Genomic DNA, 14,449 nt, shown 5'->3' with positions numbered 1-14,449 from the left:
GCGTACACCCGGCGGGGGCGGGTATCTGCCGCCCGTGGACGTCGTCTCCTTGGGCAAGGCCGGACTGCAGGGTTGGCGTGCGAAGCTGGCCGATGCCGTCGCCGGACCGGTCGCCAGGCGCTCCCGGGTCGACGCCGACCAGGTGCAGGCGGTGGTCGGCGGGGTCTTCTTCGTGCTGTCGGTCGTCTACGTGATCGGCACGGTCCGGCGCATGGCCGGGCAGGGCTGACCCGGGACGCGCTGCGCGGCTACGCCGTCGGGCGGTAGATGGCGGTGGCCTGGGCGGTGGCCAGCCGGGCGTCCTCCTCCCGCACCACCGACAGCTGGGTCTCGTCGGGTGGGAGCAGCGTCTGGAACGCCCAGTCGAGGGCCACCCGGATCCGGTTGGACGTCGCCGGCAGCGCGTAGAGGTGGTAGCCGCGGGCGACCACCTTGGCCACCGGGCCGGTCAGCGGGATCCCCAGGGGACGGGCGACGGCGTCGAGCCCGCCGAGGTCGGCGACCAGGCCCAGGTCGGGGTGCCGGTAGGGGCGGGCGGTGCCGTGGCCGAGCGCGGCCGCGACGTTGCGGCCCAGGGCGACGCCCTGCCGCTGCGCGTGCTGGGCGGTGGGCTGGGTGTCGGGCCGCTGCCCGTCGGCGGCCGCGTCCACCGCGAGGTCGGGCACGGCCGCGGCGTCCCCGGCCGCCCAGACGCCGTCGGCACCGGGGACCGACAGCTCGGGGGTGGTGACCAGCCGGCCGCGGCGGGTCGGCAGCCCCAGCTCCATGACCAGTGGGCTCGCCACCACCCCGGCGCCCCAGACCAGGGTCCGGGTGGCGATCGTGGTCCCGTCGGTGAGGACGACACGCGTGTCCTCCGCCGAGGCGACGCTGGTGCGCAGGCGGACGTCGACGCCGCGGTCGCGGAGCACCCGCAGCGCGTGCGCGCCGAGCCGCGGGCCGAGCTCGGGCAGGACGGCCGGGGCGACGTCGACGAGCACCCACCGCACGTCCCGGGCCCGGGTGCGGTCCCAGCGCCGCTCGATGCGGGTCAGCCAGCGCTGGGCCTGGGCGACGAACTCGGTGCCGGTGTAGCCGGCGCCCACGGCGACGACCGTGAGCATCTCCGCGCGCGCCGCCCGGCCCTCCTCGGTGTCGGGCTGGGCGTCGGCCAGGTCGAGCTGCTCGAGGAGGTGGTCGCGCAGGTAGACGGCCTCCACCAGCGTCTTCAGCCCCCGGGCCTGCTCGGGCACGCCCAGGATGTCGAACTGCCGGGTGATCGACCCGGGCACCAGGACCAGCTGGTCCCAGTCGAGCCGCTGCACCAGGCCGGCGCGCTGCACGGTGACCCGGTGGCCGGTCAGGTCGACGTCGGAGACGCGGCCCAGGACGAGCCGCACGCGCGGCAGGGTGCGCCCCAGGGACACCGCGATGTGCCGTGCCTCGACGACGCCGGTGGCCACCTCCGGCAGCAGCGGGCTGTACAGGAGGTAGTCGTTGGGGGTGACCAGCACCAGCTCCGCGGTCCCGCGCGGCAGGTGCCGCTGCAGGTACCGCAGGGCGTGGAAGCCGGCGAACCCGCCGCCGACCACCACCACCCGCGGCGGACGCCCGGTCGGGACCGCGGCGTCCCCCCGCGCCCTCGGGAACGGACGGCGGCGGCGCGGCGAGCCGGTCATGCGCGGATGCTGCCACCGCCCCGGGCGGGACCGATTCAGTCGGATGACTGTCCCCGCCCGCGCGCCCCGCGGCCCCACGCGCCGCGCTCGGGCTCACCCCCGTGGTGGAAGCGCGGCGCCGTCTACCGGGTCCACCCCCGCTCGTTCGCCGACGGGGACGGCGTCGGCGACCTCCGCGGCCTGCGGGCCCACCTCGACCACCTGACCGCGATGCACGTGGAGGCGCTGTGGCTGTCCCCGGTGGTCCCCTCGCCGATGGCCGACCTCGGCTACGACGTCGCCGACCACTGCGACGTCGACCCGCTGTCCGGCACCCTCGACGACCTCGACGGACTGGTCGCCGACTGCCCCGTGCCCGGCCTCCGCGTGCTCCTCGACCGGGTGCCCGACCACTCCGACCGGCACCCGTGGTTCCTGGCGTCGCGCCCGTCCCGGGAGGACCCGAAGCACGACTGGTACGGCTGGCGGGACGGCGCACCGGACGGCGGGCCGCCCAACGACTGGCGGTCGGAGTCCGCCGCGGTGGGCCCGGCGGGCGGGCGGCCGCCGGCATCGGCGGGCAGCACGGCGGCGGGGACGGGACCGCCGGAGGTGCCGGGGACGCACGGGCGACCTCCACTCGTCGGACTCGGGGCGCGGCGACCGCCGACGCCGCCGCGACCCTCCCGGCCCGCCGCCGGCCCCCGCGCCAGGGACACCAGGGACACCAGGGACTTCCACGGGCGCGACGACCCGGCCCGACCGCGACGCTCGAGGGACTCCCGATCCCGGCCGGTACCGGCGCGAGGAGCCGCGACAGTGACGACCTCCCGAGGAGCAGCCATGGACTACGACGTCATCGTGCTGGGTGGCGGAGCCCCCGGTGAGCACTGCGCCGCCCGGCTCGCGGAGGGCGGACTCCGGGTGGCCGTCGTCGAGCGGGAGCGGGTCGGCGGTGAGTGCTCGTACTGGGCGTGCATCCCGTCGAAGACGTTGCTGCGGCCGGGTGAGGCCCTGGCGGCGGCACGGCGGGCACCGGGCGCGGCCCAGGCGGTGACCGGCCCGGTCGACACGGCCGAGGCCTTCGCCTGGCGGGACTTCATGGTGTCGAACTACGACGACACGAGCGCCGCCGCGTGGGCGAAGGGCGAGGGCATCGACGTCATCCGCGGCCACGGCCGGCTCGCCGGTCACGGCTGCGTGCGGGTGGACGACACGACCTACACCGCCGAGCACGTCGTCGTGGCCACCGGCTCGGACCCCTTCGTCCCGCCGGTCCCGGGCCTGCGCGAGCTGCCCGGCTTCTGGACCAGCCGCGAGGCGACGAGCATGACCGAGGTCCCCCGCCACGTGCTGGTCCTCGGCGGCGGCCCCGTGGGCGTGGAGATGGCCCAGGCCGTCACCCGGCTGGGCGGCTCGGCGTCGATCGTCGAGGGCATGGACCACCTGCTCGCCCGCGAGCCGCGTGCGCTGGGGACGGCGCTGGGGACGGCGCTGGAGGCCGAGGGGGTGCGCCTGCACTTTGGCCAGATGGCGTCGGCCGCGCGCCGGGACGGCGAGGACTTCGTACTCGAGTTCCCCGACCGCGAGCCCCTGCGCGGGGACCGGCTGCTGGTGGCCACCGGCCGCCGTCCCCGGGTGCAGGACATCGGCCTGGAGACCGTCGGTCTCGAGGAGCTCCGCCTCGACGCGCGGTTGAACGCCCGCGAGGGGCTGTGGGCTGTCGGTGACGTGATGACCCCGTGGCCGCTGACGCACGTCGGCAAGTACCAGGCGCGGGTGGTGGCGTCGAACATCCTGGGCCGGCCGCGCGCCGTGGACTACTCCGCCGTCCCGCGGGTGACCTACACCGACCCGGAGGCCGCCGCCGTGGGGGCCGCCGACGGCCCGGTCACGGTGACCGTCCCGCTGTCGGGGGTGGCGCGGACGGCGACCTGGACCCGCTCCTACGACACCGAGCCCGGCTTCCTCACGCTGGTCTCGGACGGGTCGCGCCTGACCGGGGCGTACGCCCTCGGCCCCGGGTCCGGTGAGTGGCTGCAGCAGGCCACCCTGGCCATCCGGGCGCGCGTGCCCCTGGAGGTGCTCGAGGACGTCATCCAGCCGTTCCCGACGTTCTCGGAGGCGTTCCTGCACGCACTGCTGGAGCTGCGCGCCACCACCCGCACCTGAACCACCACCCGCACCTGAAACGGCGCGAGCGCCCCGTCGAGACGGTCCACCCGGTCCCGGCAGCGAACCGGGTCCGGTGCCGTGCGGCCGGGTCGCCCGGCCGACCCGAGCCCACCGGCCGCGAGCGGGGGCGCGGCAGGTGGGGCGTCGGCGTGGTCCGACCGGCACGGTAGGCCGGTGCGGGGTCAGGCCGGGAGCTGCTCCCCCGACTGCTCGCGGACCAGGTAGCGGGCGTACCAGGCGGGCCAGTCGGCGTCGGTCCCGCCGGTGCGCGCCTCGTGCTCCCGGTGGGCGGCCGCGGCCCGTCGGAGCGCCTGCACCAGCTCCGCCTCCGACGGGTAGGTGGTGTCGCCGTCGACCCGGCCGGGGAAGCGTGTGGTGATCTCCTGGAGCACCCAGCCGTTGCCGTCGGGGTCGGCGAAGGACACGAACGACCCGTAGGTGCCGCGGTCGGGGTGCGGGCCGGGGACGGGCGGGTCGTTGCCCGGGAAGCGGCAGGCGTAGCCGGAGACGCAGTGGTAGACCTCGCTCGCGTCGACGCCCCGGGCGACGAGGTCCGCCCGCGCGGCCTCGATGTCGGACACGACCAGGTGCAGACCCTGTGCGGAGCCCGGCTCGGCCGGCGTCACCTTGGTGCCGAACTGGATCGAGCACCCCGAGCCCCTCGGCGTGAACTGGATCCCGCGGAAGCCGTCGTCGTCGCGGAAGTCGCCGTCGAAGCGCCAGCCCAGCCGCCGGTAGAAGTCGATGGCGCGGTCGACGTCGGCGACCGGGATGACCACCACCTCGAGGCCCATGTCGACCGCGGCCGGTCCCGTCGTCGTGCCCGCGGCGTCGCGGGTCTCCGTGGTGCTCACGTGGGCCTCCCTGTGTCGTGGCTGTGTCGGCACGACCGTCGCGTCCGCCGCCGCCGGGTCGCACCAGGGAGACCCCCTGGCCGCCCCCTGGTCCCCTGGCCGCGGGCGGCGGGGAGCTCGCGCGGACCGGGGGGCCGGGACCCCAGTCAGATGACGGATGCCCGCGGCCGTGGCCGTCCCTAGCGTCGTCCGCGGGGACGGGCGGTCCCGCCGTCCGGGCGAGGAGGCGCGATGGCAGACGCACGCCTCGGCACGGCGTCACGACACAGCGCGGTGCGGCCGGCCACCGCGTCCGGCCGCTCCGGCGTCGGGACCCGTCCGCCGGCCGGCCGCCGGGCCGACGCCGGACCCCGGACCGGCCGGCCGGTGTTCCGCGAGGGTGCTCTCCCGCCGGCCGCGTGGCCGGGCCTGGTGGGACGGCGCGCCGAGTGCGAGCGGCTCGGCGGCCTGGTGGCGGCGGTCGCCGCCGGCCGCAGCCAGGTCCTCGTGGTGCGGGGGGAGGCCGGGATCGGCAAGACCGCGCTGCTGCGGTTCCTCGTGCACTGCGCCGCGGGCTGCCGGGTGGCCCGCGCGTCCGGCGTCGAGTCGGAGCTGGAGATGGCCTTCGCGGGCCTGCACCAGCTGTGCCACCCGTTCCTCGACCGGCTGCCGGCGCTGCCCGGCCCGCAGCGGGAGGCGCTCGCCACGGCGTTCGGGCTGCGGCCGGGCGACCCCCCGGACCGCTTCCTCGTGGGGCTGGCCGTGCTGACCCTGCTCTCCGAGGTGGCCGAGGAGCGGTCGTTCGTCTGCGTGGTCGACGACGTCCAGTGGCTGGACCAGGCCTCGGTGCAGACGCTGGAGTTCGTCGCCCGGCGGCTCGACGCCGAACCGGTGGGGATGGTCCTCGCCGCGCGCGGCGCAGGCGACGGCCCGCCCTTCGCCGGTGTCCCGCAGCTGGTGGTCGGGCCGCTCGCGGACGAGGACGCGGCCGCCCTCCTGCGGTCGGCGGTGCCCGGGGCGCTGGACCCCCGGGTGCGCGACCGCGTCCTGGCGGAGTGCCGCGGCAACCCGCTGGCGCTCCTGGAGCTGCACCGGGGGGCCTCCGCCGCCGAGCTCGCCTTCGGGGGCGACGGCGGCGCTCCCGGGAGCTCGCTCGTCTCCCGCCTGGAGCAGGGGTTCGCCGACCAGCTGCACGCCCTCCCCCGGGCCTCCCGGCAGCTGCTCCTCGTCGCGGCCGCCGACCCGGTGGGCGACGTCCGGCTGCTGCAGCGCGCCGCGGCACGGCTGGGGATCGGGGCGGACGCGGTGTCGGCGGCCGAGGCGTCCGGGCTGGTGGAGCTGGGTGACCGGGTGCGGTTCCGCCATCCACTGGTCCGCTCGGCCGTCCGCTCCGCGGCTCCCCGCGAGGAGCTCCGGCAGGTGCACCGCGCGCTGGCCGAGGTCACCGACCCCGGCTCCGACCCCGACCGCCGGGCCTGGCACCGCGCCCAGGCCACGGTGGGCACGGACGAGGCCGTCGCCGCCGACCTGGAGCGCTCGGCCGGCCGGGCGCTCGCGCAGGGCGGGCTCGCGGCCACGGCCGCGTTCCTCGGGCGCGCGGCCCTGCTCACGCCCGACCCCGCACGGCGGGTGCGGCGGGCGCTCGACGCGGCCCAGGCCACGGTGGTCGCCGGCGCCTTCGAGGACGCCTCGGCCCTGCTCGCGACGGCCCGGGCGGGCCCGCTCGGGGAGGCCGGGCGGGCACGGGCGGAGCTGCTGGAGGCCCGGATGCGGTCGGCCACCAGCCGCGACGAGGACGCGCTGCCGCTGCTGCTCGCCGCGGCCCGCCGGCTCGAGCCGCTCGACGCCGACCTCGCCCGGGACACCTACCTCGACGCGCTGTCCTCGGCGCTGTCCGCCGGCCGGGCGACGGGTCCGGACGTGCGCGAGGTGGCGCGCGTCGTCCGGGACGCCCCGCTGCCGCACGCGCCCCGCAGCGGGGACCTGCTGCTGGAGGCCCTGGCGGTCCTGGTCACCGACGGGTACGCCGCCGCTGCCCCGGTCTCGCGGCGGGCGGTGCAGGCGTTCCTCCGCGAGGAGCCCACCCTGGCCGAGGCGCTGCGGCTGACCCCGCTGGCCGCGTCGACGGCGGTCTCGCTGTGGGACGACGCCGGCTGGGATGCCCTGACCCGCCGGCACGTGACCGTCGCACGGGAGAGCGGCGCCGTGGGCGCCCTGCCGCTCGCGCTCGGCCAGCGGCTGCTCGTGCCGCTGCTGGCCGGGGACCTCGCGGCCGCCCGGGCGCTGGTGCTGCAAGTCCGGTCGGTGGAGGAGCTCACCGGCGGCCGGACGTCCCTGGCGCTGCACGGTGAGGCGGCCGTGGCCGCCCACCGGGGCCGCGGCGAGCGGGACGAGCGCGTGGTGGACGAGGCCGTCGAGGCCCTCGAGGCGGTCGCCGCCGCGGATGCCGCCGGGTTCCCGCCTGCTGGAGCGGGCCGACCGGGTCGGGACGGGGACACGGGCGCGACGACGGTGCAGTGGGCCCGCGCCGTGCTGTGCAACGGCCTCGGCCGGTACGCGGACGCGGTGCCGGCGGCCCGGGAGGCGACCGCCGGGCCGCTGAGGCACGGCCCGTCCTCCTGGGCGCTGGCCGAGCTGGTCGAGGCCGGCGCGCGCAGCGGGGACACCGCGACGGCGGCCGCGGCGCTCGAGACGCTGTCGGCCGTGGCGGGCGCCAGCGGCACCGAGTGGGTGCTGGGCGTGACGGCGAGCCGGCGGGCCCTGCTGCGCGGAGGCCGGGCCGCCGAGGAGCTGCACCGCGAGGCCGTCGACCGGCTCGCGGGCACGCGGGTCCAGGTCGAGCTCGCCCGGGCACGGCTCCTCTACGGCGAGTGGCTGCGCCGGGAGGGCCGCCGGGTCGACGCCCGGGTCCAGCTGAGGACCGCGCACGAGGCCCTTGCCGCGATGGGCGCGGAGGCGTTCGCCGAGCGCGCCCGGCGCGAGCTGCAGGCCACCGGGGAGACGGTGCGCCGGCGCGCGGTGGAGACCTCCGCCGAGCTCACCGCCCAGGAGACGCAGGTGGCGCGGCTGGCCGCGCGGGGCCACACCAACTCCGAGATCGCCACGGCCCTCTACATCAGCCCGCGGACGGTGGAGTGGCACCTGCGGAAGGTGTTCGGGAAGCTCGGCATCACCACCCGCCGGGACCTCTGGCGGTCCCCCCTGGGCGCGGACCGCGTCCCCACCTGATCCGGGCCGGCGCCGGCGGTCATCACACCTCGGGCGCCGGGCGCGCCGCCGGGTCCGCGCCGGCGACGGGGCGGGGTCGGCGGTTCCACCCGTACAACCGCGACCGGTCGCCGCCTTCCCGGGCCTCCCGCAGCCCGGGGTGGCGAGGTCCCGGTCGGGGCGGATCGCGGCGGTGGCCGCGCGCAGGTCGTGCCAGAGGTCGTCGATCGACGGCCGACCCCAGGACCAGTGACCGTCGTGGACCGGGTGGACCGGGTGGACCGGCCTCCAGCACGAGGGTGTGCGGGATCACCGGGTCGTGCTCGGAGACGACCTGCGTGTGGGCGACCGCGATCCGCGACTGGGCCGCCGACTCCAGGTGCTGCGGGTGCTCCTCGGGGCAGTGGTGCCCCGCGCGAGCGTGCGGACCATCGGGTCGTCGCCCTGCAGCTCGCCGAGCGTGCGGACGGTGCGGGTGTGGTCGGGGAGCCGGTGGTCGGGGAAGCCAGCCCCCGGGACGATGTCGGGACGCACGGGGTGCCACCTCGTCGTCCGACATCCGGGGCGGCGACCGGTCCCGGAGCGGCACCCGCGCCGGGCCGCCGTCGTCCGGGTCCCGGGACCAGTCGGCACACCAGGGGGTTCCCCTGGGTCGGCACGGGGACCGTCCGCGCCAGCCTGACGGGACCGGCCCCGACCGGGTCCGGTCCGGCCAGGACGAGGAGCGCACGTGGTGGACATGAACCTCGAGGTCGTCGTCGTGCCCGTCTCCGACGTCGACCGGGCCAAGCAGTTCTACAAGACCCTGGGCTGGCGCGAGGACGCCGACGTCGTCCTGGAGGACGACTTCCGCCTCGTCCAGATGACGCCGCCCGGCTCGGGGTGCTCGATCCACATCGGCACCGGGATGGGATCGGAGCGGCCGGGCTCGGCGGGGGACCTGTTCCTCGCCGTGGACGACGTCGAGGCCGCCCGCGCCGAGCTCGTCGCGCAGGGCGTGGACGTCGGCGAGATCGTCCACGACGCCCGCGGGGCGCTCGCGCTGCGCGCGGACCCCGCGACGCAGGCGGCAGGCCTGGACCCCGGACGCCGCAGCTACGCCTCGTACGCCCCGTTCACCGACCCCGACGGCAACCGCTGGCTGCTCCAGGAGATCACGACCCGCCTCCCCGGCCGCTGACCCGGCCCCGAGACCCACGAGGACCCACCGATGGACGTCGAGAACCTGACCGCCCTCCTGCGGGAGGCCGAGGACCACCACGGCGAGTACGAGCCGACCTCACCGCCCCACCACTGGTCCGGCTGGTACGCCGCCTACATCATGGCGCGCCAGGAGGGCCGGACGGAGGACCAGGCCGTCGCCGACGCCACCCTCCACGTCGAGGGCGCCCGGCAGTGACCACCGACCAGCAGCCGCGCACCGCAGCGGTGTCCTGACCCAGCACACCGAGGAGGTCCCCGTGGACGTCAAGCTCGAGGTCGTCGTCCTGCCCGTCACCGACGTCGACCGCGCCAAGCAGTTCTACAAGGGGCTGGGTTGGCGCGAGGACGCCGACATCGTGGCGGGAGACGACTTCCGCATCGTGCAGATCACGCCACCCGGGTCGGGGTGCTCGATCAGCTTCGGCACCGGGATCACCCGCATGGTCCCCGGGTCGCAGGAGGGGCTGCTGCTGGTCACCGAGGACATCGAGGCCACCCGCGCCGAGCTCGTCGAGCACGGCGTCGCGGTGAGCGAGGTGTTCCACGGCGCGGCCGGGCGGTTCCACCCCGACGAGCCGGGCGTGCGGCTGCCGGGGCGGGACCCGGCCGGCGGCAGCTACTCCTCGCACGCCGTGTTCAGCGACCCGGACGGCAACGGCTGGGTCCTGCAGGAGGTCACGCAGCGCCTCCCGGGCCGGTGAGCCCGCCGCGCCTGTGCGTCCGGCCGTCCCCGCACGGGGCGGCCGGGCGCCGGGCCGGTCCTGCCCGGGACGGCGGCGACGCCGTGCGGGTGGCCGGTGCCCCGTCGGCGGGGCCGCCGGTGCCACGGCCGGCCGGCGCGGCCTGCAGGCCCCGGCGCGAGGTGGTCCCCGACTCGTCGGACACCGTCCGCAGGTGCCACTCGACGGTGCGGGCGCCGAGGAACAGCGTCGCGCCGATCCCCGGGTCCGCCCGCCCGTCGCGAACGAGCCGGGCCGCTCGGCGAGGCAGGCCGCGCCCATCGCCTCGAACGCGGGCCCCGCGCCCAGGGTGTGCCGCTCCCGCGCGCCCGCGCGGCCAGGTTCTCCGCGGCGGCCGGGGCGACCTCCCGGTCCCCGACGCGGGCGGCGGCCTCGACCAGCGGGCCCCCGGGGCACGCCAGGGACGGCCACGGGCGCGAGCGACCCCGGCGCGGGCCGAGGCTGGGGGCGCACGCCGCCCGTGAGAGGACCTCGGCCATGACCTCGGACCACCTGAGCTCCGACCACCTGCTGGACCGCGCCCGCCGTCTCGGGCAGCTGTTCCGCTCCGACGACGTCCGCGCCGAGGACCGCGGGGACGCCGACGGCGCCGACGCGCTGTGGCCGGTCGAGGCCGACTTCTCCCTCGCCGCGGCGACCGACTGGCTCAACTCGCGCCCGCTCACCGGCGCCGACCTGCGCGGCCGGGTGGTGCTCGTCGACTTCTGGACCCACACCTGCATCAACTGGCTGCGCCAGCTCCCGTACGTGCGCACCTGGGCCGACGCCTACCGCGACGCCGGGCTGGTCGTCATCGGGGTGCACTCCCCCGAGTTCTCCTTCGAGCACGGCGCGGACGGCGTCCGCCGGGCCGCGGAGGCCCGCTCGATCGGCTACCCGATCGCGGTCGACGACTCCTTCGGCGTCTGGCGGTCCTTCCACAACCACTTCTGGCCGGCGCTCTACCTCGTCGACGCGACCGGGCGGCTGCGCCACCACGTCTTCGGCGAGGGCGGCTACGAGGAGACCGAGACGGTCCTGCGGCAGCTGCTCACCGAGGCCGGCGCCGGCGACCTCGGGCCGTACCCGGTGCCCGTCGAGGCCCACGGCGTCGAGGCCCCCGCAGACTGGGACAGCCTGCGATCGGCCGAGACCTACCTCGGCTACGACCGGACCACCGGCTTCGCCTCCCCGGGCGGGGTCGTGGCCGACCGGCCGCGCACCTACTCCGCCCCCGACCGGCTGCGGCTGGGCCACTGGGCCCTGGCCGGTGCCTGGACGGTGGCCCGCGAGGCGGCGGTGTCCCACGAGCCCGGCGGGCGGCTGACCGTCCGCTTCTCCGCCCGCGACCTCCACCTGGTCGCCACGCCGGGACGGCAGGGGACGCCGGTGCGCTTCCGGCTGCTCCTGGACGGCCGGCCGCCGGGCGCCGACGCCGGACTCGACGTCGGCGCCGACGGCTCCGGGACGGTGGCCGAGGGCCGGCTGCACCAGCTGGTCCGCCGCTCCGGCGCGGTCGACACCGCCACTGCCGAGGTCGAGTTCCCCGACCCCGGCGCCGAGGTCTACGCCGTCACCTTCGGGTAGCCGGCGCGACGGTCATCTGACCGATGCGCCGCGCCCCGCCCGCCCCGGAGGGTGACCCCGCCGGGTCCGAGGAACACCGGACGAGGAGGAGGACGGCCATGGCACTGGTCTCCCGGGGGTTCGGGCGCCGGAGGTCGGCCACGACGGACGACCGGCTGCCGCCGGGCCAGTACGACACCGGTGACCAGTTCCCGGTGCTGTCGGCCGGCCCGACCCCGCGGACACCGCTGGCGGAGTGGGACCTCGTGGTGCGCGGCGAGGTCGCCGCCCCGCAGACCTGGACCTGGGAGGAGTTCCGGGAGCTGCCCCGCGAGTCGGTCTCGGTCGACATCCACTGCGTGACCAAGTGGTCGAAGTTCGACACCCGCTGGGAGGGCGTCTCGGTCGACACCCTGTTGGCCGACGCCGGCGTCGAGGGGTCCTACGTGGTGGCCTTCTCCGACGGCGGGTACACCACCAACCTGCCCCTCGACGACGTGACCGGCGGCCGGGCGTGGGTGGTCGACACCTACGACGGGCAGCCCCTCGCCCCCGAGCACGGCGGCCCGGCGCGGCTGCTCGTCCCGCACCTGTACTTCTGGAAGAGCGCGAAGTGGGTCCGCGGGCTGTCCGTGCGGCCGCGGAACGAGCCCGGCTTCTGGGAGACCTTCGGCTACCACGACCGCGGTGACCCGTGGCGCGAGCAGCGGTACAGCGGCGACTGACCTGGCTGCGCGCCAGGCTGACGGACAACCTGCCCGCGAGCACCAGGGTCCGGCGGTTGGTCTTCGACGTGGACGGCTGGCCCGGGCACCTGCCCGGGCAGCACGTGGACGTCCGGCTGACGGCCGAGGACGGCTACACCGCCCAGCGCAGCTACTCGATCGCCTCACCGCCCGAGGACCCCCGGCTGCACCTGCTCGTGGAGGACCTCCCGGGCGGTGAGGTGTCGCCCTACCTCACCGAGGAGATGCAGGCCGGGGACGACCTGGAGCTGCGCGGGCCGATCGGCGGGTACTTCGTCTGGTCGGCCGCCGCCGACGCCGCCACCCCGGCCGATCGACGGCGGCCGGTGCAGCTCGTGGCCGGGGGCGCCGGGGTCTCGCCCTTCCTCGCCATGCTCGACCACGCGCGGCGCGCCGGGGACCCCACCCCGGTCCGGCTGCTCTACTCCGCCCGCACCGCCGACGACGTCCTGGGCGGGGACCTGCTCGGGCCCGGGGCCACGGTGACCCTCACCCGGGGCGCGCCGCCGGACTGGACGGGACCCACGGGGCGCGTCGACGGCGCCCTGCTGCAGGAGCACGCCTTCCCGCCCGACGCCCGGCCGAGGGTGTTCGTGTGCGGCCCCACCGTCTTCGTCGAGACCGTCGCCACCACCCTGGTGGACCTCGGGCACTCCCCGTCGGCGATCCGGCTCGAGCGCTTCGGCGGCACCGGGGACCCGGCGTGACCGCCCCGCCGGGAGGAGCAGCCGTGCACCCGACGGCCGCGCCCACCACGACCGCGCGCCCCACCGTGGGGACCGTCGTGCACCCACCGGTCACGACTGTGGAACCGAGGGCGCACCTGGCCGCGGCCGCCTACCTCATGAAGCGCCTGTCCGGCCCTCCCGTCACCGTGGCACCGGGCACGCCGGTCGGCGAGGCCCTGCGGTCGATGGTGGCGGGCCGATCCACCACCTGCTGGTGGTCACCGGCGGGGTGCTGGTGGGGATCGTCGACACGACGGACCCGTGCCGCGCCGCCATCGACGCGGACGTCCCGCCGGTGCCCTCGGCCCCGGGCACGGCCTGACCGTCCCGGGGCGCACGCCCCGGGACGGTCAGCCGGCGGGCGGCGCCGACAGCAGGAGGACGCCGCTCATCTCCAGGCGCAGCCCGGCCTCGTCGGAGGCGCACCGCAGGACCACCTCCGTGCAGGTCGGGCAGCGCAGCACGAGCGCGGGGGCGTCGGCGTAGAGCAGGTGCGCGCCCAGCGCGGCCCGGCCACCGCAGTGCGCGCAGGTGACCATCGCCGTCGTCGGGTCGACGGCGAGCACCTCGGACAGGACGCCGGCCGCCGCGTTCCCGTCCAGCCGGCGGTCGTCGGCGTCCGTGGTGTCGGTCATGGGGTGCCTCCCGTCTCCCGCACCGTCCGGTGCGGGGATCGTCCCGGCTGTCCGTCGGGGACAGCGGGTACCACTCGCAGCGCCGGCCCCGTGCGGCCCCCGCCGTGGAAACGGCGGATCGCGGCCAGCGTCTCGGCGGGCCGCTCCTCCGCCATGAAGTGACCGCAGTCCAGCGCCTCGCCGGTCACGTCGTCGGCCCACTCCCGCCAGACCGCCAGCGTGTCGTACCAGGCCGCCAGCGCGCCCCGGCCGGCCCACAGGACCTGGAGGGGGCAGGTGATCCTGCGCCCGGCGGCGCGGTCCTCGTCGTCGTCCCGCCGGTCGCAGGTGGCACCGGCGCGGTAGTCCTCGCAGACGGCGTGCACGACGGCCGGGTCGCGGACGCACCGGGCGTAGTCGGCCACGGCCTCCGGCCGGAAGCCCCGGATGACGCCGCCGAACTCGGCGTCGAGGAAGAAGGACTCCGGATCCGGGGCGATGAGCCGCTCGGGGATCGGCTCGGGCAGGGCGAGGAACGCCCAGTGCCAGTAGCCGAGAGCCGTGCGCGCGTCGGCGCGCGCCCACACCTCACCGGTGGGGACGACGTCCATGACCGTGACCCGGCGCACCGCGTCCGGGGAGTCGAGTGCCATGCGGTAGGCCATCCGGCCGCCCCGGTCGTGCCCGGCGACGTCGAACTCGTCGAAGCCGAGCTGTCGCATCAGCCGCACGCCGTCGCCGGCCATGGCCCGCTTGCCGTGGGTCTCGTGGCCGGGGACGGTCGGCGGCTTCGAGCTGTCCCCGTAGCCGCGCAGGTCCGGCGCCACCACGGTGAACTCCTCGGCCAGCGCCCCGGCGACGCCACCCCACACGAGGTGGGTCTCCGGGTAGCCGTGCAGCAGCAGCAGCGGCGGCCCCGACCCGCCCGACCGCACCCGGAGCGTCACCTCCCCCACGGCGAGCTGCGCCTGGGCGTAGCCGTCGAAACCGTCGCCGCGAGCCGGCCCCGGTGGTGTCATGA

General features: G+C 77.2%; 13 protein-coding genes. 9 read left to right on the top strand and 4 right to left on the bottom strand.

The window, feature by feature from the left end:
* Window positions 1–34: 34 nt before the first annotated feature.
* Window positions 35–229: a hypothetical protein gene (locus JOD57_RS24215; protein WP_204694357.1), complete on the top strand. Its 195-nt coding sequence runs from the start codon at window positions 35–37 to the stop codon at window positions 227–229.
* A gap of 19 nt (window positions 230–248) precedes the next feature.
* On the opposite strand, the gene JOD57_RS24210 is transcribed toward JOD57_RS24215, so the two are convergent.
* Window positions 249–1,658 carry an NAD(P)/FAD-dependent oxidoreductase gene (locus JOD57_RS24210; RefSeq protein ID WP_204694356.1) on the bottom strand — a complete coding sequence of 470 codons (1,410 nt, stop codon included), beginning with the start codon at window positions 1,656–1,658 and terminating at the stop codon, window positions 249–251.
* Between the two features lie 6 nt (window positions 1,659–1,664).
* Between JOD57_RS24210 and JOD57_RS24205 the strand changes: the two genes are divergently transcribed.
* Window positions 1,665–3,809 (top strand): FAD-dependent oxidoreductase, encoded by a 2,145-nt coding sequence (locus tag JOD57_RS24205; protein WP_204694355.1) that lies wholly within the window; start codon window positions 1,665–1,667, stop codon window positions 3,807–3,809.
* A 185-nt stretch (window positions 3,810–3,994) separates the two neighbouring features.
* Here JOD57_RS24205 and JOD57_RS26555 read toward each other — a convergent pair whose 3' ends face one another.
* On the bottom strand, window positions 3,995–4,666 hold the full coding sequence (locus JOD57_RS26555) for a VOC family protein (RefSeq protein WP_307824910.1): 672 nt from the start codon (window positions 4,664–4,666) through the stop codon (window positions 3,995–3,997).
* 231 nt (window positions 4,667–4,897) lie between these two features.
* Here JOD57_RS26555 and JOD57_RS24195 point away from each other — a divergent pair, with 231 nt between their 5' ends.
* The 7 genes from JOD57_RS24195 (at window position 4,898) to JOD57_RS24165 (ending at window position 12,793) form a co-directional block, all read left to right on the top strand.
* Window positions 4,898–7,873 carry an ATP-binding protein gene (locus tag JOD57_RS24195; protein WP_204694354.1) on the top strand — a complete coding sequence of 992 codons (2,976 nt, stop codon included), beginning with the start codon at window positions 4,898–4,900 and terminating at the stop codon, window positions 7,871–7,873.
* 718 nt (window positions 7,874–8,591) lie between these two features.
* Entirely contained in the window at window positions 8,592–9,032 is a 441-nt protein-coding gene (locus JOD57_RS24190) for a VOC family protein (protein WP_239573169.1), read from the top strand.
* A gap of 30 nt (window positions 9,033–9,062) precedes the next feature.
* Window positions 9,063–9,251: a hypothetical protein gene (locus tag JOD57_RS24185; protein WP_204694353.1), complete on the top strand. Its 189-nt coding sequence runs from the start codon at window positions 9,063–9,065 to the stop codon at window positions 9,249–9,251.
* Between the two features lie 61 nt (window positions 9,252–9,312).
* Complete coding sequence (locus tag JOD57_RS24180; protein ID WP_204694352.1) at window positions 9,313–9,756, top strand: VOC family protein; 444 nt, start codon at window positions 9,313–9,315, stop codon at window positions 9,754–9,756.
* Window positions 9,757–10,272: 516 nt separating this feature from the next.
* Complete coding sequence (locus JOD57_RS24175) at window positions 10,273–11,361, top strand: redoxin domain-containing protein (RefSeq protein WP_204694351.1); 1,089 nt, start codon at window positions 10,273–10,275, stop codon at window positions 11,359–11,361.
* 98 nt (window positions 11,362–11,459) lie between these two features.
* Window positions 11,460–12,065, top strand: coding sequence for a molybdopterin-dependent oxidoreductase (locus JOD57_RS24170; RefSeq protein ID WP_204694350.1), 606 nt, complete (start codon window positions 11,460–11,462; stop codon window positions 12,063–12,065).
* A complete protein-coding gene (locus JOD57_RS24165; protein WP_307824908.1) occupies window positions 12,035–12,793 on the top strand; it encodes an FAD-binding oxidoreductase in 759 nt (252 codons plus the stop codon). The genes JOD57_RS24170 and JOD57_RS24165 overlap by 31 nt, the downstream gene beginning before the upstream one ends.
* Window positions 12,794–13,164: 371 nt before the next feature.
* Here the strand turns inward: JOD57_RS24165 and JOD57_RS24160 are convergent, their stop codons facing one another.
* Together JOD57_RS24160 and JOD57_RS24155 are read right to left on the bottom strand one after the other, a co-directional pair.
* Window positions 13,165–13,449, bottom strand: coding sequence for a DUF6510 family protein (locus tag JOD57_RS24160; RefSeq protein WP_204694349.1), 285 nt, complete (start codon window positions 13,447–13,449; stop codon window positions 13,165–13,167).
* Window positions 13,446–14,447, bottom strand: a complete 1,002-nt coding sequence (locus JOD57_RS24155; RefSeq protein ID WP_204694348.1) for an alpha/beta fold hydrolase — start codon at window positions 14,445–14,447, stop codon at window positions 13,446–13,448. The genes JOD57_RS24160 and JOD57_RS24155 overlap by 4 nt, the downstream gene beginning before the upstream one ends.
* Between the last annotated feature and the right edge of the window lie 2 nt (window positions 14,448–14,449).

This window comes from Geodermatophilus bullaregiensis (assembly GCF_016907675.1).
Taxonomy (GTDB): domain Bacteria; phylum Actinomycetota; class Actinomycetes; order Mycobacteriales; family Geodermatophilaceae; genus Geodermatophilus; species Geodermatophilus bullaregiensis.
This window is presented reverse-complemented; position numbering and strand designations above follow the sequence as displayed.

Bases quoted from the DNA above. Each gene is read 5' to 3' on its own strand.
- JOD57_RS24210 (WP_204694356.1), bottom strand. From the start codon at position 1,658: ATGACCGGCTCGCCGCGCCGCCGCCGTCCGTTCCCGAGGGCGCGGGGG.
- JOD57_RS24205 (WP_204694355.1), top strand. From the start codon at position 1,665: ATGCTGCCACCGCCCCGGGCGGGACCGATTCAGTCGGATGACTGTCCC.
- JOD57_RS24195 (WP_204694354.1), top strand. From the start codon at position 4,898: ATGGCAGACGCACGCCTCGGCACGGCGTCACGACACAGCGCGGTGCGG.
- JOD57_RS24190 (WP_239573169.1), top strand. From the start codon at position 8,592: ATGAACCTCGAGGTCGTCGTCGTGCCCGTCTCCGACGTCGACCGGGCC.
- JOD57_RS24185 (WP_204694353.1), top strand. From the start codon at position 9,063: ATGGACGTCGAGAACCTGACCGCCCTCCTGCGGGAGGCCGAGGACCAC.
- JOD57_RS24175 (WP_204694351.1), top strand. From the start codon at position 10,273: ATGACCTCGGACCACCTGAGCTCCGACCACCTGCTGGACCGCGCCCGC.
- JOD57_RS24170 (WP_204694350.1), top strand. From the start codon at position 11,460: ATGGCACTGGTCTCCCGGGGGTTCGGGCGCCGGAGGTCGGCCACGACG.
- JOD57_RS24160 (WP_204694349.1), bottom strand. From the start codon at position 13,449: ATGACCGACACCACGGACGCCGACGACCGCCGGCTGGACGGGAACGCG.
- JOD57_RS24155 (WP_204694348.1), bottom strand. From the start codon at position 14,447: ATGACACCACCGGGGCCGGCTCGCGGCGACGGTTTCGACGGCTACGCC.